This window comes from Nocardiopsis camelliae, assembly GCF_028993595.1.
GTDB classification, from domain to species: domain Bacteria; phylum Actinomycetota; class Actinomycetes; order Streptosporangiales; family Streptosporangiaceae; genus Nocardiopsis; species Nocardiopsis dassonvillei.
The window spans coordinates 6,650,133-6,668,090 of the sequence record NZ_CP118614.1; the positions used below are offsets into that span (position 1 = coordinate 6,650,133).

At 73.1% G+C, this 17,958-nt stretch carries 16 protein-coding genes; 8 read left to right on the forward strand and 8 right to left on the reverse strand.

Annotated features, from left to right (window positions below; translation table 11 throughout):
• The first annotated feature begins 92 nt into the window (after positions 1-92).
• The 3 genes from PV789_RS29000 to PV789_RS29010 all read left to right on the forward strand — a co-directional run bounded on the left by PV789_RS29000 (position 93) and on the right by PV789_RS29010 (position 4,315).
• A complete protein-coding gene (locus tag PV789_RS29000; RefSeq protein WP_274975470.1) occupies positions 93-674 on the forward strand; it encodes a GNAT family N-acetyltransferase in 582 nt (193 codons plus the stop codon).
• A gap of 62 nt (positions 675-736) precedes the next feature.
• Positions 737-3,256 (forward strand): class III lanthionine synthetase LanKC, encoded by a 2,520-nt coding sequence (gene lanKC, locus PV789_RS29005; protein WP_274975471.1) that lies wholly within the window; start codon positions 737-739, stop codon positions 3,254-3,256.
• A 333-nt stretch (positions 3,257-3,589) separates the two neighbouring features.
• Positions 3,590-4,315: a class I SAM-dependent DNA methyltransferase gene (locus tag PV789_RS29010; protein WP_274975472.1), complete on the forward strand. Its 726-nt coding sequence runs from the start codon at positions 3,590-3,592 to the stop codon at positions 4,313-4,315.
• A 6-nt stretch (positions 4,316-4,321) separates the two neighbouring features.
• Here PV789_RS29010 and PV789_RS29015 read toward each other — a convergent pair whose 3' ends face one another.
• The 5 genes from PV789_RS29015 to PV789_RS29035 all read right to left on the reverse strand — a co-directional run bounded on the left by PV789_RS29015 (position 4,322) and on the right by PV789_RS29035 (position 7,250).
• On the reverse strand, positions 4,322-5,086 hold the full coding sequence (locus PV789_RS29015; protein ID WP_274975473.1) for a DUF4429 domain-containing protein: 765 nt from the start codon (positions 5,084-5,086) through the stop codon (positions 4,322-4,324).
• 69 nt (positions 5,087-5,155) lie between these two features.
• Positions 5,156-6,112, reverse strand: coding sequence for an ATP-binding cassette domain-containing protein (locus tag PV789_RS29020; RefSeq protein WP_274975474.1), 957 nt, complete (start codon positions 6,110-6,112; stop codon positions 5,156-5,158).
• A 73-nt stretch (positions 6,113-6,185) separates the two neighbouring features.
• Positions 6,186-6,743, reverse strand: coding sequence for a GNAT family protein (locus PV789_RS29025; RefSeq protein WP_274975475.1), 558 nt, complete (start codon positions 6,741-6,743; stop codon positions 6,186-6,188).
• Positions 6,744-6,844: 101 nt separating this feature from the next.
• Positions 6,845-6,967, reverse strand: a complete 123-nt coding sequence (locus tag PV789_RS29030; RefSeq protein WP_274975476.1) for a SapB/AmfS family lantipeptide — start codon at positions 6,965-6,967, stop codon at positions 6,845-6,847.
• Between the two features lie 160 nt (positions 6,968-7,127).
• Complete coding sequence (locus tag PV789_RS29035; RefSeq protein WP_274975477.1) at positions 7,128-7,250, reverse strand: SapB/AmfS family lantipeptide; 123 nt, start codon at positions 7,248-7,250, stop codon at positions 7,128-7,130.
• 315 nt (positions 7,251-7,565) lie between these two features.
• Here PV789_RS29035 and PV789_RS29040 point away from each other — a divergent pair, with 315 nt between their 5' ends.
• Complete coding sequence (locus tag PV789_RS29040) at positions 7,566-8,168, forward strand: GNAT family N-acetyltransferase (RefSeq protein ID WP_274975478.1); 603 nt, start codon at positions 7,566-7,568, stop codon at positions 8,166-8,168.
• A 49-nt stretch (positions 8,169-8,217) separates the two neighbouring features.
• A complete protein-coding gene (locus tag PV789_RS29045) occupies positions 8,218-9,075 on the forward strand; it encodes an ABC transporter permease (protein ID WP_274975479.1) in 858 nt (285 codons plus the stop codon).
• Between the two features lie 40 nt (positions 9,076-9,115).
• Here the strand turns inward: PV789_RS29045 and eda are convergent, their stop codons facing one another.
• The 3 genes from eda to zwf form a co-directional block, all read right to left on the reverse strand.
• The gene (eda, locus tag PV789_RS29050; RefSeq protein WP_274975480.1) at positions 9,116-9,748 is read right to left on the reverse strand and encodes a bifunctional 4-hydroxy-2-oxoglutarate aldolase/2-dehydro-3-deoxy-phosphogluconate aldolase; all 633 of its coding nucleotides are present in this window, start codon (positions 9,746-9,748) and stop codon (positions 9,116-9,118) included.
• Between the two features lie 121 nt (positions 9,749-9,869).
• Positions 9,870-11,720: a phosphogluconate dehydratase gene (edd, locus tag PV789_RS29055; RefSeq protein WP_274975481.1), complete on the reverse strand. Its 1,851-nt coding sequence runs from the start codon at positions 11,718-11,720 to the stop codon at positions 9,870-9,872.
• Positions 11,717-13,195, reverse strand: a complete 1,479-nt coding sequence (zwf, locus tag PV789_RS29060; protein ID WP_274975482.1) for a glucose-6-phosphate dehydrogenase — start codon at positions 13,193-13,195, stop codon at positions 11,717-11,719. Before zwf ends, edd begins: the two co-directional genes overlap by 4 nt.
• Before the next feature lie 210 nt (positions 13,196-13,405).
• Here zwf and PV789_RS29065 point away from each other — a divergent pair, with 210 nt between their 5' ends.
• The 3 genes from PV789_RS29065 (at position 13,406) to PV789_RS29075 (ending at position 17,864) form a co-directional block, all read left to right on the forward strand.
• Positions 13,406-14,593, forward strand: coding sequence for an ROK family protein (locus tag PV789_RS29065; RefSeq protein ID WP_274975483.1), 1,188 nt, complete (start codon positions 13,406-13,408; stop codon positions 14,591-14,593).
• A 399-nt stretch (positions 14,594-14,992) separates the two neighbouring features.
• Entirely contained in the window at positions 14,993-15,661 is a 669-nt protein-coding gene (locus tag PV789_RS29070; RefSeq protein WP_274975484.1) for a hypothetical protein, read from the forward strand.
• A 460-nt stretch (positions 15,662-16,121) separates the two neighbouring features.
• A complete protein-coding gene (locus tag PV789_RS29075) occupies positions 16,122-17,864 on the forward strand; it encodes an LCP family protein (protein ID WP_274975485.1) in 1,743 nt (580 codons plus the stop codon).
• The last annotated feature ends 94 nt before the right edge of the window (positions 17,865-17,958 follow it).

The following is a 17,958-nucleotide window of genomic DNA, read 5'->3' on the forward strand; positions in this document are numbered from 1 at the left end:
CGGCGGCCCCGGCCGCGGCGGCTGTCCCGCCGGCGGGACGCCGCGCGGCGGGCGGGGTCCGCGCCGCGGCGCGGACACTAGGGTGTGGCGCCATGCTCACACTGCACCTGGAGACCCCGCGTATCAGGTTCGGTCCCATCGCCCCGGAGAAGGTCGGAGAACTCTACGACCTCCTCGTGGAACTGGGCCTGGAAAGCCTTCCGTCACGGGACGCCTTCATCGAGTCCTACCACTCGGTGGCCAAGCGCTTCGTCGACGTATTCGAGATCCAATTCCGCAGCACGGGCGAGGTCCTCGGTTTCGCGTCGATTCGCGAACACGATCCGGCGGGTCACGTGAAACTGGGCATCTTCATGCGCACGGACCGCCTTCCCGTGGGTGTGGGAGCCGAGTCCATGATGATGCTCGTCAACTACGCCTTCGCCCACTGGGATTACCTGCGGAAGGTATACGTTCTGACGACGGACGCGAGTCTGGGGAAATTCGGCTCGGCGCTCGCCAGCACACCCCGGGAGGCGTCCCTCCCCCGGCACGTCTACTTCCAGGGCCGCCTGTGGGACCTGCACTTCTACTCGGTCTCCCGCGGCGCCTGGACCGCCAAGGGGGCGCCCATCCTCGACCGGATCGCGCGCGGACCGCGTTCGAGGACGTCCGGGGGTCCGGACCGCGGCTGAGCCGCCGACCGCGAGCCGGACGCAGCACCCGCCACACCGCCCATCCCGGAGGGAAGCCCCCCATGCTCGACCTGGTCGAGATGTACACGCTCGCGGACCCGTTGTTCTTCGAGGAGCCGAGCAGGCTCACGGACGACTCCCCCAACGCCCTCGTGACCCCGGCGGACCTGTCCGTCACGAGGCTGGACCCGCCCCCGGGCTGGCGGCGCGAGCGCGACGGCCTGTGGCACGTCGTCTCCCCGGAGGCTCCGGACCTGCCCGAGCAGGGCTGGAAGATCCACGTCTCGGCGACCGTGGACAACGCGGACGCGGTATGCCGTGAGGTGTGGGACCACTGCACGGAGCACGGCCTGGTGTTCAAGTACCTGTTGAACAGGAACATCCTGGTCGCGGCCAACACCAAGTACGCCCCCCGGGCCTCCAGCGGCAAACTGCTCACCGTCTACCCCCGCGACGAGGAGGAGCTGGAGAGGACCCTGCACGCGCTCTCCGCGCGCGTGGGCGGGCAGCCGGGCCCCTACGTCCTGAGCGACCTGCGGTGGGACCGGGGGCCCCTGCACGTCAGATACGGCGCCTTCCGCCAGATGTGGTGCCTCGACGAGCACGGCTCCCGGGTCCCGGCGCTGCGCGACCCCGACGGAGCGCTGGTGCCGGACCGCCGGCTGCCCTCGTTCACCCCGCCTCCCTGGGTGATCCTCCCGTCCTTCCTCCAGCCGCACCTCGACGCCCGCTCGACCGGGGAGCGCGTGCCCTACCTCGTCGACAGGGCCCTGCACTTCTCCAACGGCGGGGGGATCTACCTGGGACGCCGCGAGGAGGACGGCACCCGGGTCGTGCTCAAGGAGGCCCGTCCCCACGCCGGACTCGACCGTGAGCTGCGCGACGCGGTCTCCCGCCAGACACGGGAAGAGGAGAACCTGCGGCGCCTGGACGGGGTGCCCGGCGTGCCCCGGTTCCTGGACAGCTTCACCCTGGGCGGCCACCGCTTCCTGGTCCAGGAGTACAAGGAGGGCCGGACCCTGGGCTCCTGGTGCGCCGTGCACCACCCCGGCGTCACCGAGGCGTACGCCGACGCCGACGCCCTCGCCGCCTTCACCGTGCGCGCCCTGCGCATCCTGGGCCGGCTGGAGGCGGTGCTCGACGCCGTCCACGACCGCGGCCTGGTCTTCGCGGACCTGCACGCCAACAACGTGCTGGTGAACGAGGACGACGAGGTCTGCCTGATCGACTACGAACTGGCCTTCGACGCGAAGAGGGAGGGGCACCGGGCCCCGCTCGGAGCCCCCGGGTTCGCCAGCGCCGACCGGGTCGGCACCGCGGTCGACCGGTACGCCCTGGCCGCGACCCGCCTGTCGGTCTTCCTGCCCTTCTCCCGGATCACCGCCCTGTCGCCGCACAAGGCCGCGGAGCTGGTGGACCTGCTCCGCGAGCTCTACCCCGTCCCCCGCGAGTGGGCCGACGAGATCGAGCGCGAACTGGTCCCGGAGAGCCCGGAGGAGGCCCACGGGCGTCCGCCCGTGTCCCTGGACTCCGTCGCGGCGGGCATCACCGCGTCCGCGACCCCGGAGCGGACCGACCGGCTCTTCCCCGGGGACCTCCAGCAGTTCCTCTCCGGCGGCTACGGCGTGGCCCACGGCGCGGCCGGTGTCCTGTGGGCGCTGGAGCGCGCGTGCGGGACCCGCTTCCCGGAGCACGAGGAGTGGCTGCTCTCCGCCGCGCGGCGGCTGCGCTCCCCCGGCCCGGGCTTCTACGACGGCGTCAGCGGCCTGGCCTACGTCCTGGACCACCTCGGCCACCGCGACGAGGCCGACGAACTGCTGGAGCGCCACGCCGGGGAGGAGTGCGGCGGGATCTCCCTCTTCTCCGGCACGGCGGGCGTGTGCGCCGCGCTCGTCCACCTCTCCCGGGGCGGCGCGGACGACGCGCGCATGACCCGCGCCCTCGCCCTGGGCGGGCGGCTCTCGGAGGCGGTCGCGGAGGCGGAGGCGGCCGCGGAACCCCCGAGGCCCGGACGCGCGGGCCTCATGCGGGGATGGAGCGGCGTCGCCCTGGCCGTGCTGAACCTGTACCGGGCGACGGGGGACGGCCTCTGGCTCGACACGGCGGCGCGGGCCCTGCACCTGGACCTGGACCAGTGCGTCTCCGCCCCGGACGGCACCCTGCTGGTACGCGACCGCGGGGCGCGGGCCCTGCCCAACATCGACGCCGGGGGGCTGGGCGTCGCCCTGGTCGTCAGGGAGCTGCTGGAGCACCGCGAGGACGGGCGCTGCGCCGAGAGCCTCCCCGCGCTGACCCGTTCGTGCCACACCCTGCTGTACGCCCAGGCGGACCTGTTCCACGGCAAGGCGGGCCAGGTGGCGGCGCTGGCCCGGCTGGGCGGAGCACCCGAGGCGCTGCGCTCCCGGGTCGCCGAGCTGGAGTGGTACGCCCTGCCCTTCCGGGGGCGGACCGCCTTCCACGGCGGCCGGGTGCCGCGGCTGTCGATGGACCTGGCCACGGGCGGGGCGGGCGTACTCCTCGCCCTGGCCGCCGCCGAAGGGGGCGGCCGGCCGTTCCTCCCCTTCTTCTCCGAGGCCCCGTAGGCAGTGTTTTTTTGGACCTCCGCTCCGCTTCGGTCCCTGTTCGGGCGCCCGGAGCACGGGAATGGGATTATAGCAGGCACAGCGGCGCCTACGACGGGTTCGCTCGTGCCCACCCGTCGCCCACCACCACCCTCAACCGACGCCTACGGCGCAGCTCCCCCCACCGGAGCCCGCCTCCGCCACCTCCAGAACCCCGTGGGCGCCCGAACCGACCCCCACAACTGAGACCGGTTCAAAAAAACAGACCCTAGGGCTGCGGAACCGGACCGGACGGAACGCGGCCGGGGCGGCAGGCGCCCCGGGCCCGCCGACCATGGACGAAGGACCGATCGGATGTACGACACCTACTACGCCGCCGTCTACGACGCGGTGATGATCCACCGGGGCAAGGACTACGCCGCCGAGGCCGACCGGATCGGCGAGATCGTCCGGGAGCGGCGGCCCGGCTCCGCCTCGCTGCTGGACGTGGCGTGCGGGACGGGCCTGCACCTGCGCGCGTTCGCGGAGCGCTTCGACGAGGTGGCGGGCCTGGACGGGTCGCGGGAGATGCTGGCGCTGGCCCGGGCGCGCGTCCCGGGCCTGCGGACCTGGTGCTCGGACCTGCGGGAGACGGCGCTGGAGGCGCGTTTCGACGCCATCACCTACCTGTTCGCCGTCCCGCACCTGGAGTCGGAGGCGGAGCTGGACGCCGTGGTCCGGTCGCTCGCGGACCACCTGAACCCGGGAGGGCTCCTCCTCCTGGAACCCTGGATCGGCCCGGACGGCTTCACGCCCGGGTACGTCTCACGGGACGTGGTGGAGGACGGCGACCGCACGATCATGCGCCTGTCCCACTCCGCCTCCGTGCCCGGGCGGCGCGACCGGATGTCGATCGTCGTGCACTACGCCGTGGCCGACCCCGCGGAGGGGCTGCGCCACGCCACCGAGTCGACGGAGATGTCCCTGTTCACCCCGGAGCAGTACGCGGCGGCCTTCGAGCGGGCCGGGTGCGAGGCCGAGCACCTGAGGACCGGGCCGTTCGCGCACGGACTGTGGGTGGCCCGGCGCCGCGACGGCTGATCCGGTTCAGCGCTCCTCCCCCTCCGGCAGCGCGCGCCGGGCGGAGCCTCCGAGTTCCCCCCGCCGCGCCGACGGGTGGGGGAGCCGCGCGGCCACGGCCGTGGCCACCGCGGCCGTGGTCCCGCCCTCGTAGTCGCGGCCCCACTGGCTCCAGTGGACGGAGAAGGGGTCGTACCGGGGCTCGGTGCGGTCGCCGCGGCCGTCCGCCGTCACGAACCTCAGGCTGCCGTCGTGGCCGCCCGCCACGGAGGTCCACCGCACCTCGGCGATGTCCTCCAGCGCGATCTGCTGGGGGCCTGCCGCGCGTTTGGCCGCCTCCGCCTTCCAGTTGGGCCGGATGTAGACGTGGGTCCCGTCGAAGACGACGGACGCGTCACCCGCCTCGGAGCGCACCGGAGCCCCGGGGGCCCCGACCAGGTACCGGTCCGGGGCGCCCTCGGGGGGCAGGGCGGCGAGCTCCTCGGTGACGGTCTCCGCGAAGTACTCGGCCACCAGGACGCGGGAGCGGCCGACCCTGAGCTGGTACGGGTCGCCCCTGCGGGCCAGCAGGCCCCGGGTGGCCTCGGTGAAGGGGTCGGCGCCCGGGCGGAGGTGCGCCCGCAGGGTCCCGCCTCCGCGCCGGGGTTCGAGGACGACGCCCGCCAGCGCGGGCAGCGGCAGCGAGACCACGCCCAGGGCGCGGCGCAGCTGGTGGGACCTGCGGCCCGGTGTGATCCACACGGCCGCGCCGTCGAAGGACCACGAGCCGTCGCGCGCGCTTACCTCAGCCATGCCGTCATCGTAGGGGAGAGGTCACCGCCCGGCCCCTTCGACGGAGGGCGCGGCCCCCTCGCCGCGCTCCTAGGCGGGGGTGCTGATGCCCCGGCCGGTGTGGGCGAGGAAGACGTCGTCCAACGAGGGCGGCCTGACCTGAACCGACGTGATCTCGGTGTCGGTCTCGGCGAACAGGCGGGGGACGAACCGGCGCCCGTCGGCAACCGTGAACCAGACGGTGTCGCCCTCGACCACCGGGGCAGTGTCCAGGATCGGCCGGAGCCGCTCGCAGAGCGCCCCGGGGTCGCGCGCGACGATCTCCACGCGGTCCCGCCCGATCCCCGCCTTGAGTTCGGCGGGGCTGCCGACCGTGACGATCCCGCCGCCGTCGATGATGGCGATGCGGCCGCAGTTCTCCGCCTCCTCCAGGTAGTGCGTGGTCATGAGGACGGTGACGCCCTCGCGCTCGTTGAGATCCCTGACCCGGTCCCAGACGGCCTCCCTGGAGCGGGGGTCGAGCCCGGCCGTCGGCTCGTCGAGGAACAGCAGGCGCGGACCGTGCAGCAGACCCCTGGCGATCTCCAGCCGCCGCCGCATACCGCCGGAGTAGGTGCCCGCGAGCCTCTCCCGCTCCTCCCACAGGCCCACGTCCCGCAGGGCCCGGGAGACCCTCTCGTCGACCTCCTCCGGGGGCACCCCGTAGATCTCCGCGTGGAACCTGAGGTTGTACCAACCCGTCAGGTAGCGGTCGAGGGTCTGCTCCTGGAACACCAGGCCGATGCTGCGGCGCACGTCGGGCCGCTCCCGGACGATGTCGAAACCCGCGATCGAGCCCGTCCCGGAGGTCGGTGTGACCAGGGTCGAGAGCATGCCGATCAGCGTGGACTTGCCCGCTCCGTTGGGCCCGAGGAGACCGAACAGCTCCCCCGGGGCCACGTCCAGGTCCACCCCCCTGACGGCCTCGACCTCGCCGAAGCGCTTGGTCAGTCCGCGCGCGCGGACCATGGCCCGCGGATCGGAGCCGTTCACCGACGTGTTCTCCAACAGTCCTCCGTACGTAGGGCGCCCCGTGTCGGGCGCGCGGACGCGGGCGCCCCGGGCCCGCGGGCCGGAACCCTCACGCGGGGTCCGCCCGGCCGACGCGCCCTTCGACGAAGCCGGTCCCGGTCCGCTCCCACGCGTCCCGGTAGACCGCGAAGACGCGGGCCGTACGCAGTGTGCCCCCGACGAGCACGTACTCGGGCAGGGAGCCCTCCAGCCGGACCTCGGCCCCGGTGCGGCGCAACGCGGAGGGGTCCTCCTCCAGGGTCCACAGGTAGAGCTTCCTGAGGTTCCACATGGAGAACGCGTAGTTGACGGCGAGCGCGTGTGCGTCGGTGGCGCCCCGCGGCCCCAGGACCGCCTCGTCCGCCGCCAGGGAGCAGCAGCCGTGGCGCGCCTGGAAGTTGAACCCGTGCAGGGAGGCGTAGCCCGCGACGCGTCCGGAGCCCGGGACGCGCACGAGGAACTGCGCGCCGACCTGGTCGTACACGCCCGGCCACAGGGCCTCGAACACCTCGCGTCCGGGCACTCCGGCCACGCCGTGCCCGACGAGTTCGTCGTACACCTTGCCGCCCCTCCTGGTGTCGGTGGGGTCGAGCACCGCGTCGGCGGAGCCGGTGTGGGGGAAGATCATCGGACACGACCTCTCACGGGCCGGGCCGTCGCGCCCGGCCGGACGTCGGGGGGAGCGCCGCGGAGCAGGACGCCTCCGCGGCGCTCCCGGCAGGAGGCCTGTCAGGCGGGGCGGACGATCACGTCACCGCTGCATCCGACGAGGCTGAGGCCGCTGTTCAGCATGGTGCTCTCGTCGACGGCGATCTCGAAACGCTGCAAATCGAGAACGTCGGAAAGGGGCATGTTCCCTCCTCGGAAGAGAATGGACGGGGGTGCCGGCACGAAAGGAACATAGAAGAACCCGGGACCGCCCACAAGAGTGGTTCCCGCGCCCGCCCGGACGGCTCCCGTCCTCCTCTGGTGGGATCATCGGCAGAACCCCTTCCGCGTGGCGCGCCGGGCCTCAGGCGGGCCTGACGATGACGTCTCCGCTGCAGCCGACATAGCTCAGACCGCTGTTGAGGAGGGCCTCCGCCTCCAGCAGCACGCCCAGGGACTGGAGGGAGAGGACATCGGAAATGATCATGGTTCCGCCTTTCTCGGATGCGTTTCCGACAGGACGCGCCAGAACCTAGACAAGGGATTCCAGGGGCGCAAGGGAAAGGCGTGGAACCGCACGTCCCGCCGGCGGGACGTTTACGCGCGCGGGACCCGAGGGGCCTTCCCGGACGCGCGGCGCCCTTTCGCGGGCTTTCACGCGAGGACGTTCGGGGTGCTTTCTCCGCCCTTCCTCGCAGGCCGCGTTGTGGGAGCGCTCCCATAACCGGGGGCGCGTGCAAGGATGGCCTCTCCCCGGGCTGCCACGCCCGACGGTCCCACGGAAAGGCCAGGGCAGTCGGCGATGATCTCCCTCCACCTCCAGACCCCCCGTGTCCGGTTCCGCCCCATCGGGGAGGACAACGTCCTCGGGCTGTACCAACTGCTGCTGAGGCTCGGGATCGAGACGCTCCCGGCCCGGGACAGCTTCGCGTCGTCCTTCAGGGCGCTGGACGGTTCGGACGTCACCGTGCTCCAGATCGAGGCCGCCGGAAGCGGCGAGGTCCTCGGGTTCGCCTCGGTCCGCGAGCGCAGCCCGGCCGGACACGTGAAGATCGGCATCTTCATGGACCCGGACGGACTCGCCGCGGGGGTCGGCGCCGAATCCATGATGCTCCTCGTCAACTACGCGTTCGCGCGCTGGGACGACATCAGGAAGGTGTACGCGCTGACCACGGACGCGAGCCTCATGCACTTCGGTTCGGCGCTGTCCGCCACACCCAGGGAGGCGACGCTCCCCGGCCACGTCTACTTCCGGGGACGGCTGTGGGACCTGCACTACTACTCGGTCTCCCGGGACCACTGGCTCCGGACGGGGGCCCGGCTCCTCGCGCGCATCACCGGGGGCCGGTCGCGGCGGGAGGGCGGCCCGGTGGGGATCGGCTCCGCGCCGGTCTGGACCGAGTGACGGGCGCCCGGACCGGCCCCCCACCACCACGAGCAAGGACAAGGACCAGATGACGGCCACGCGACGGCGCCCGCTCCCCACCTCGCCCTTCGGGCTCGGCCACGACCTGCGCACGGTCCGGGTCGTGCTCAAGCGCGACCTCTTCCGCTTCGTCCACGACGTCAGCCGGGGCGTGGCGATGCTGCTCCAGTCGGTGATGTGGCTGTTCGTCATCGGAGTGGGCTTCGGCTCCCTCATCCCGAGGGGCGAGGACGACCTCCCGCTGACCGCCGTGATGTTCCCGGGCGTGGTCGTCATGACCGTCATGGGGACGGCGGTGTCCTCCGCGGCGACCATCGTCACCGACCGCGAGGTCGGCTTCCTGCGCGGAATGCTCGTCGCCCCGGCCAAGCGCTCCGCGCTGATCCTGGGCAAGATCCTCTCGGGCGCGGTCCTGGCCACCCTCCAGGCCAGCATCATCCTGGCGGTGGCCGGCCTGGCGGGGGTGCCCTACGCGCCGGGGCTGATGCTGACCCTGTTCGGGCTCACCTTCCTGGTGGCGCTGACGGCGTCGGCGGTGGGCGTCCTCATCGCGATCTCGGTCCGGGGCAGCGAGGCGTTCATGGGGATGGCCCAGCTGGTCATCTCACCCCTGGTCCTGCTGTCGGGTGCCATGTTCCCCATCGGGAACCTGCCCTCCTGGCTCACCGCGATCACACTGGTCAACCCCGTCACCTACGTCGTCGACCCCATGCGCCAGGCGGTCTTCGCCCACCTGGACACCTCACCGGAGACCGAGGCGCTGTTCAACCCCGGCATCACCTGGTTCGGCTGGCAGATCCCCTGGACGGCCGAGGTCGCCCTCGTGGCGGGCGTGGGCGCCCTGCTGGTCTGGCTGACGGTGGTCAGGTTCGGCGACTCCGAGTAGCGGGCGCCCCGGTCCCGGCGGGACCGGGGCGCGGGCGGCGCTACAGGGCGGCGGCCTCCCTGGCCAGACCGGTGATCCGCTCCCACTCCCCCGCCGCCACCAGGTCGGCCGGGGTCAGCCAGCTGCCGCCCACGCAGCCCACGTTGGGCAGCGCGAGGTAGGCGGGGGCCGAAGCGACGGTGATGCCGCCGGTAGGGCAGAACCGCACCTGGGGCAGGGGGCCCGCCAGCGACTTCAGGAACGCCGCGCCGCCCGAGGCCTCGGCCGGGAAGAACTTCATCTCCGTCACCCCGCGCTCCAGGAGCGCCAAGGCCTCGGAGACGGTGCCCACGCCGGGCAGGAAGGGCAGGCCCGTGTCGGACATGGCCGACGCCAGCCGGTCGGTGCACCCCGGGCTGACCAGGAAGCGCGCTCCCGCCTCGGCGGCCGCGGCCGCCTGGTCGGGGGTGGCCACGGTGCCCGCGCCGACCACGGCCTCGGGCACCTCGGCGGCGATCCGCGCGATGGCCTCCAGCGCGGCCGGGGTCCGCAGGGTCACCTCGATGCCCGGCAGGCCGCCCGCCACCAGCGCGCGGGCCAGCGGCACGGCGGAGTCGGCGTCCGAGACGACCACCACCGGCATCACCGGGGCCAGGTCGAGGATGTCGGCGCCCGAACGGGGGTTCGTCGTCATGTCGTGTCTCTCCAGGGTCGTTCGAAGGTCTGGGGTGGGCGCGCCGCGGCCGCGGGGGCGTGCGTGGCGGGTGTCCGCCGCGCGCCCCCGGGCCGGTCCCCCGGCGCGCCCGGTCGGCGGGTCAGGATCCGAAGACCCCGGCGCCCTTCTCCGCGGGGCCGACCGCGCCGCGCAGGGCCGCGAAGAGCTCCCGGCCGGTGCCGGTGGCGGAGTCCGCGCTGGGACGGGCGGGCTCGCGGCCGGTCAGGTCGGCCAGCACCTCCAGTGTGCCCGTGGTGGCGTCCAGGCGGATGGGGTCGCCGTCGCGGACGTAGGCCAGCGCTCCGCCCGCCTCGGCCTCGGGGGAGACGTGGATGGCGGCGGGCACCTTGCCCGAGGCGCCCGACATGCGGCCGTCGGTCACCAGCGCCACCTTCTGGCCCCGGTCCTGGAGCACCGCCAGCGGCGGCGTGAGCTTGTGCAGCTCGGGCATGCCGTTGGCGCGCGGCCCCTGGAAGCGGACCACCGCGACGAAGTCGCCGGTCAGCTCCCCTGCGGCGAACGCGTCCTGGAGTTCGGCCTGGTCGCCGAAGACGCGGGCGGGCGCCTCCACCACGTGCCGCTCCGGCGCGACCGCGGACACCTTGATGACGGCGCGGCCCAGGTTGCCCGACAGCATGCGCAGGCCGCCGTCGGGGGCGAAGGGGTCGTCCGTACCGCGCAGGACGGAGGTGTCGCCGCTCTCCTTGGGGCCGTCGACCCAGGTCAGCTCGCCCCCGTCCAGGTTCGGGACCTGGCGGTAGCGGCCCAGGCCCTCGCCCATCAGGGTGCGCACGTCCTCGTGGAGCAGCCCGGCGTCCAGCAGGGAGCCGATCAGGTGGGCCATGCCGCCCGCCTCGTGGAACTGGTTCACGTCGGCGGCGCCGTTGGGGTACATGCGGGTGAGCAGCGGCACCACCTCGGACAGGTCCGCGAAGTCGTCCCAGGTCAGCTCGATACCGGCGGCGCGGGCGATGGCGACCAGGTGCAGGGTGTGGTTGCTGGAGCCGCCGGTGGCCAGCAGGGCGACCACGGCGTTGACGACGGCCCGCTCGTCGACCTGGCGGCCGACCGGGTTGTAGGAGTCGCCCAGGGCGGTGCGGGCGAGCACGCTGCGCCCGGCCTCGGCGGTCAGGGCCTCGCGCAGCGGGGTGCCCGGCTGCTCGAAGCTGGCCCCGGCCAGGTGCAGGCCCATGACCTCCATGAGCATCTGGTTGGAGTTGGCGGTGCCGTAGAAGGTGCAGGTGCCGGGCGAGTGGTAGGCGGCGGACTCGGCCTGGAGCAGCTCGCGGCGGCCCACCTGGCCCTCGGCGAAGCGCTGGCGCACGCGGGCCTTGTCCTTGTTGGGCAGGCCCGAGGGCATGGGCCCGGCGGGCACGAACGCCACCGGCAGGTGGCCGAAGGACAGGGCGCCGATCAGCAGGCCCGGCACGATCTTGTCGCACACTCCGAGCATCAGCGCGCCGTCGAACATGTCGTGGGAGAGGGCCACGGCGGTGGCCATCGCGATGACGTCCCGGCTGAACAGGGACAGCTCCATGCCCGCGCGGCCCTGCGTGATGCCGTCGCACATGGCGGGCACGCCCCCGGCGAACTGGGCGACGCCGCCCGCCTCGGCCACGGCGGCCTTGATCACGGCCGGGTAGGACTCCAGCGGCTGGTGCGCGGAGAGCATGTCGTTGTAGGCCGAGACGATCGCCAGGTTGGGCGTGACGTCGCCGGACAGCTTGAGCTTGTCCGAGACGCCGCAGGCCGCGAACCCGTGGGCGAGGTTGGCGCAGCCCAGCGCGGAACGGGCGGGGCCCTCGGCCGCCGCCGCGTCGATCCGCGCCAGGTAGGCGGACCGGGTGTCGGCGCTGCGCTCGGCGAGGCGCCGGGTGACGTCTGCGACGACGGGGTGGACGGCTGGTCCGTACCCTGCGGTGTCGGCGTCGCCGGGGATGTGCGCGGTCATCGGGGTCGCTCCTCTTCGTACCACGTACGGCCTGTTCGGCCGATGAGCCGGTGCGCGCCCGCGGGGCCGGCGCTTCCGGCTGGATAGGTCTCGGGGGTGGTGCTCAGGCCGTTCCACGCCTCGATGACGGGGTCCACCCAGCGCCAGGCGGCCTCGACCTCGTCGCGGCGCATGAAGAGGGTGGAGTCACCGGCCAGGACGTCCGTCAGCAGCCGCTCGTAGGCCTCGGGCGAGCGGGTGGCGAAGGTGTCGGCGAAGCTGAGCTCCAGCGGGGCGGGCCGCAGCCGCAGCGCTCCGGCGCCGGGCGTCTTGGCCAGCATGGTCAGGTGTATGCCCTCGTCCGGCTGGAGCCGGATGACGAGGCTGCCCGCGCCGGGCAGGTTGGTGCCGGGGAAGATCGTGTGCGGCACCTCGCGGAAGCGGATGACGATCTCCGAGCGGGAGTGCGACATGCGCTTGCCGGTGCGCAGGTAGAAGGGCACCCCCGCCCAGCGCCAGTTGGCCACCTCGGCACGCAGTGCCACGAAGGTCTCGGTGTCGCTGAGGGCGGGCCCGCCGGGCTCGTCGAGGTAGCCGAGCACCTCCGACCCCTGGACGGAACCGCGCCCGTACTGGCCGCGCACGGTGTCCTCGGCGACGCGGTCCCCGGTGAGGGGGCGCAGCGACTGGAGGACCTTGAGCTTCTCGTCGCGGACGGAGTCGCGGTCGTAGCTGGCCGGGGGCTCCATGGCGGTCAGGCACAGCAGTTGGAGCAGGTGGTTCTGGACCATGTCGCGCATGGCGCCGGAGGTGTCGTAGTAGCCCCGGCGCCCGCCGACGCCGACGGTCTCGGCGGCGGTGATCTGGACGTGGTCGATCCAGCGGGAGTTCCACAGGGGTTCGAGGAAGACGTTGGCGAACCGCAGCACCAGCAGGTTCTGCACCGTCTCCTTGCCCAGGTAGTGGTCGATGCGGTAGATGCGCGACTCGTCGAAGACCGCCCCCACCGCGTCGTTGACGGCGCGGGAGGAGGCCAGGTCGCGGCCCAGGGGCTTCTCCATGACCACGCGGGAGTCGGGGGTGACGAGCCCGGCGTCGCTCAGGCCGCGGCAGATCGCGCCGGAGATCATCGGCGGGACGGCGAGGTAGAAGACGCGGTCGCGGCCGGGGCCGAGGGCGGCGGTGAGGGCGTCCCAGCCCGAGGGGTCGCCGCCGACGTCCACGGTGACGTGGGAGAGGCGCTCCAGGAACCGGTGGAGCACGTCGGGCTCGGCGACCTGGACGGCGTGGTGGCCGCGGACCGCGGAGGCGGCCTTGTCCCTGAGGTCGGCGTCGGTGAGGCCGTCGCGCGAGACGGCGACGACGCGGGTCCCCCCGTCCAGGTGGCCGTCGCGGTCCAGCAGGTACAGGGAGGGGAGGAGTTTGCGCATGGACAGGTCGCCGGTACCCCCGAAGACCACCAGGTCGGTGGCACGGGACGCGGACTGCTGCGGCATCTTCGGTCTGCTCCAGCGGGGAGGGAAGGGGATGGGGAGCGGGGGGCGGAGTGTGACGCAGGCGGGGGGTGCGGGGAGGCGGTGCGGACGCGCGGGACGTCCGGCCCTTTGAGCCTAAGCCCGACTATGGTAAAAAACCAAGCACACTTGAGAACAATTATTTACATAACCTCCCAGCCTTGTAGTCGTAACCTCATGGTTGAATGAGCTATGGCCAGAACCCCCGGACGCCTGTCCTCTGCTGCCACCAGCGGCCACATCCTGGAGCTGATCCGCTCCGGAACCGCGACCAGCCGCTCCGAGATCGGCCGGGTCACGGGCCTGTCCCGTCCCTCCGTCGCCCTGCGGGTCACCGAGCTGATCGTCGGCGGGCTCGTCACCGAGGGCTCGGGCGCGGTCTCCAGCGGCGGACGGCCGCCGACCCTGCTGGAGTTCAACGCCGCCAGCGGCCTCATCCTCACCAGTGCCCTGGGCATGGTCCGCAGCCAGGCCGCCGTGTGCGACCTCGACGGCGAGGTCCTCGTGCGCACCCCGGGCTCGCCCGCGATGGAGCAGGGCCCCGACTCCACCCTCCCCTGGCTGCTGGACACCTGGTCCGAGCAGATCGCCTCGCTCGGCCGCGACCCCGGTGACGTGCGCGGCGTGGGCATCGGCCTGCCCGGCACCGTCGAGTTCCACGCGGGCCGCGCCGACGACCGCCCCTTCCTCGGCAAGTGGGCGGGCGTGGCGCTGGCCCCGCTGGTCGCCGAGCGCTTCCCGGTGCCGGTGATGGTGGACAACGACGTGAACGTGATGGCGCTCGGCGAGCACATCGCGGGCGGGCACGGGCACCCCGACGACATGGTGTTCGTGAAGGTCTCCACGGGGATCGGCGCGGGCCTGCTGTCCGGCGGGCGGCTGCTGCGCGGCTCGCTGGGCGCCGCCGGGGAGATCGGGCACATCCCGGTGCGCGGCGCGGGCGGGCTTCCGTGCCGGTGCGGCAACACCGACTGCCTGGAGGCGGTAGCGGGCGGGCGGCGGCTGCTGGAGAGCGCCGCCGAGCAGGGGTGCCGGGCGCGGACGCTCAAGGACCTGGTGGCGCTGGCCTCGGGGGGCGACCCGGTGGCCGTCACCCTGGTCCGGGAGGCCGGGCGCAGACTGGGCGAGGCCCTCGCGGGGGCGGTGAACCTGCTCAACCCCGAGGTGGTCGTGCTGGGCGGCGACCTGGCCGAGGCCTACGACCACCTGGTGGCGGGTGTGCGCGAGGTGGTGTTCCAGCAGTGCACCGCCCTGGCCACCCGGCAGCTGCGCGTCGTGGCCAGCTCCCTGTGGGACGACGCGGGCGTGCGCGGCTGCGCGGCCATGGTGACCGAGGAGATCCTGTCGCCGGAGGCGGTGAACAAGCTCCTGGCGGGCTGAGGGAACGCTGAGGCTTGAGCCCGGCGGGTCCCGTGCGCCCCAGGGCGGTCCGGCCCCGGGCCCCGGAGGCGGGGTCGGACCCGGCGCACGCCCGACCGCCCCGCTCTTCGTCCACAGGCTGTGGACGGGGAAGTTACCTCCGCGCCCGACCGGGAATCATCGCACGGGAGGGGATCGGCCCCCTCCGGCAGCCGCTGCGACCCGCGACCGAGCCGTGCCCCCGCGCTCACCCCGGCTGAACTGCGACGGCGCGCTCGTCGGCGCGTACTCGCCCCGTGCCCGCACTTGACAACCGCCCTCGGTGTGACGAATAGTCACCGAGCATCACCCCTGCCCCGCACACCTCCGTCACCCCCGTGGCCGCGCCCGTGCGGACCCCCGCCCGGAAAGGTCCCCGCCGTGTTCCCAGAGAACCCCCTCGTACTGATCCTGTTGGGCGCCGGAATCAGCCTGGTCACCAGCGTCGTCGTCACCGCCGTCCAGGCCCGTCTGGTCAGGCGCGACTCCATCCGCACCTCCTCCCGCGCCTCCGCGCGCACCCTCACCAGCGCCTTCATCGCCGAACGCGACTCGGTCGACGGCGGCGACAGCTTCCTCGCCGAGGCGGAGCTGACCGTCATGTCCATGACCGACCGCAAGACGCGGGACCGGCTGCGCGACGTCATCCGCCTGCTGCGCGAGCGGGCCCTGCCGGAGATCGAGGAGCTCAGCGGGGTCAGGTCCGAGCGCTCCCGCCAACTGCTGTGCGACCACGCCCTGGAGGTGCTCGGAGCGCACCTGCGTTCCGAGAAGCTGCCCGAGGTGCCCGCCGCGGTCCGCAAGATGCTGTCCGTGGAGGAGGAGGCGCTGAGCATCCACTCCGGCGAGACCCCGCGTCCCGCCGAGCCCATCGCCAAGAGCGCGGTCACCCCGCGCCCCCGGCACACCGGCGCCAAGACCCCGGCCCCGGCCCGCAAGCCCGCCAAGAGCGCGGCCAAGACCCCCGCCAAGCCCGCGGCCAAGGGCGGGCGCTCCTCCTCCGCGGCCGCGGAGGAGCCCGCCAAGGAGAGCGCCTTCTGGGACGACTGACCAGGTCCCGCTCCGCCGACCGCCCGCTGTCCCCGCTCCGCGGGGCGCGGGCGGTCCGCGTCTGCCCCGACGTCGACCGGACATAGGCGTTTCAAGCGGACAAGCCGGGGAAAGTCAGGCGGACGGACGCCGGGAGACGACCACGGGGGCTGAGGAATTGTGCGGCGCAATTGCGGTCAGGCCCCTCGCTCGGGGACAACCCGCGCGCGCGGTCGGGAAGAACTTGACCTAGGATCTCTGCCACGCACACGTTTTCCGTGCCCTGGGCCGCACCCGCTTCCCGGTGCTGCCCGTGCCCCGTGGGCCGCCCCCGAATCCCCAGGAGGCCCCGGATCCGGCGACCGCCCGCCGCTGACGTTCCGCGCGTTCCCCGCCCTCCCCCGCACTCGGACGCGTGTCCCTCCGGCCCGGCGTCCGACCGCTGGCACGTCCCGCCGTCCGAACTCACCGAGATTGCACGATGCCCGCTGATGAGAAGCCCTCTGCCTCCGGCAGGGACCACACACCAGACGACAGGCCCGAGGACGGCTCCACACCCGGCTCAGGGTCCGCGAACACCGGCGGCGACGCGGCCGGTGGGGACACCGCCGCGCCCGAAACCGGGGCTGCCGGGACCGACCGGGCCCACGGGGCGGACGAGACAGAGGGGGCTGAGAAGGCCGGAAAGGCTGAAGAAGCCCCCGAACCCGGTGTGACATCAGACACCGATAGCGCCCAGGAGACTGAGAAGGCTGGCGAGCCCGCCGGGACCGAAGGGGCCTCCGAAACCGAGGAGGCCGCCGGGGGTGAGAAGGCTGTTGAGGCCGAGGAAACCCCCGAGGAGAAGGCGGTTGGATCCGCCGCCGGTGCCGAAGGGGCCTCCGGGGCTGAGGAGGCCGCTGGGACCACTGAGGCCGCAGGGGCTACTGAAACCCCAGTGGCCGCTGAGCACGGTGAGTCCGCCAAGGCCGCCGAGACCGGTGGGGCTACCGAGACGTCAGGAACCACTGAGGCCGCCCCGGGCGCGGACGCCCCGGCTGCCGCCGCTCCCGTCCGCACCAAGCGCCGCCGGACCGGCAGGATCCTGGTGTGGGTCGCCGCGAGCCTGGTCCTCGTCTTGGCCGCCGGGGTCGGCACCGCCTACGGCTACTACCGCTCGCTGCGCTCGGACATGGTCCAGTACGACATCGACGGGCTGCTCAAGGAGGAGGAGCGGCCCGAGAGGATCAACGACTCCGTCAACATCCTCTTCATGGGCACCGACGGCTACGAGGAGGGAAGCACCGCCTACTCGACGGAGTTCGAGGGCGAGCGTTCGGACTCGGTCATGCTGGCGCACATCTCGCCCGAGAGCCGGGTGTCGGTGATCAGCTTCCCCCGCGACTCCCTGGTGGCCCTGCCCGAGTGCGAGCCCTACGGCGACACCGAGGGCACGTCCGGTTACTTCGGGATGATCAACGCCGCGATGTACCACGGCGGACCGCCCTGCGTGGTCCGCACCATCGAGTCGCTGAGCGACGTGCGCATCGACCACTTCGTACACCTGAGCTTCATGAGCTTCCGGGACGTGGTGGACGCCATCGGCGGCGTGGACATGTGCATCCCCGAGCCGATGGAGGACAGCCGGTCCAAGCTCGACCTCGACGCGGGCCAGCAGACGCTCGACGGCGACGAGGCGCTGTCGTTCGTCCGGGCCCGCTACGAGATCGGCGACGGCGGCGACATCGGCCGCATCGACCGCCAGCAGATGTTCCTCGCGGCCCTGGCCGACCAGGTGACCAGCAACGACGTGATCACCGACCCGGGCAGGCTCAACGCCGTCCTGCGCGCGGTGGCCGAGCACAGCGCCACCGACAGCGCCCTCACGTTCGACCGGATGCTGTCGATCGCCGTGACCCTGGCGGACGTGGAGCTGACCGACATCGAGTTCCACACCGTGCCCTGGTACCAGGCGCCCTCCAACCCCAACCGGGTCCTGTGGTACGAGGACCAGGCCGAGGAGCTGTTCACGGCCGTGCGCGAGGACCGGCCCCTGCCCCTCACGATGGCCGACGAGGCCCCCGTTCCCCAGGACCCGCCCGGGGCCTCGCCCTCCCCGGCGGACGAGGACGTCGCGGACGCCTCCCCGGAGGAGGACCACGCCCGGCCGGGCGTGGGACGCGACGCCACCTCCAACCCGTGCTCCGACGGGCTGGGCTACGGCACCGGCGACGAGCTGGAGTAGGACGCCGCGGAGGGGCCTTCGGGACTCCTGGAGCTTGCCGGGATCGCGGAGGCCCCTCCGCCGCTCCTTCCGTGCCTTGCGGAACGCCGAGGGG

Coding starts and splice junctions, on each gene's coding strand:
- PV789_RS29000 (WP_274975470.1), top strand. CDS start 93: ATGCTCACACTGCACCTGGAGACCCCGCGTATCAGGTTCGGTCCCATC.
- lanKC (WP_274975471.1), top strand. CDS start 737: ATGCTCGACCTGGTCGAGATGTACACGCTCGCGGACCCGTTGTTCTTC.
- PV789_RS29010 (WP_274975472.1), top strand. CDS start 3,590: ATGTACGACACCTACTACGCCGCCGTCTACGACGCGGTGATGATCCAC.
- PV789_RS29015 (WP_274975473.1), bottom strand. CDS start 5,086: ATGGCTGAGGTAAGCGCGCGCGACGGCTCGTGGTCCTTCGACGGCGCG.
- PV789_RS29025 (WP_274975475.1), bottom strand. CDS start 6,743: ATGATCTTCCCCCACACCGGCTCCGCCGACGCGGTGCTCGACCCCACC.
- PV789_RS29030 (WP_274975476.1), bottom strand. CDS start 6,967: ATGCCCCTTTCCGACGTTCTCGATTTGCAGCGTTTCGAGATCGCCGTC.
- PV789_RS29035 (WP_274975477.1), bottom strand. CDS start 7,250: ATGATCATTTCCGATGTCCTCTCCCTCCAGTCCCTGGGCGTGCTGCTG.
- PV789_RS29040 (WP_274975478.1), top strand. CDS start 7,566: ATGATCTCCCTCCACCTCCAGACCCCCCGTGTCCGGTTCCGCCCCATC.
- PV789_RS29045 (WP_274975479.1), top strand. CDS start 8,218: ATGACGGCCACGCGACGGCGCCCGCTCCCCACCTCGCCCTTCGGGCTC.
- eda (WP_274975480.1), bottom strand. CDS start 9,748: ATGACGACGAACCCCCGTTCGGGCGCCGACATCCTCGACCTGGCCCCG.
- edd (WP_274975481.1), bottom strand. CDS start 11,720: ATGACCGCGCACATCCCCGGCGACGCCGACACCGCAGGGTACGGACCA.
- zwf (WP_274975482.1), bottom strand. CDS start 13,195: ATGCCGCAGCAGTCCGCGTCCCGTGCCACCGACCTGGTGGTCTTCGGG.
- PV789_RS29065 (WP_274975483.1), top strand. CDS start 13,406: ATGGCCAGAACCCCCGGACGCCTGTCCTCTGCTGCCACCAGCGGCCAC.
- PV789_RS29075 (WP_274975485.1), top strand. CDS start 16,122: ATGCCCGCTGATGAGAAGCCCTCTGCCTCCGGCAGGGACCACACACCA.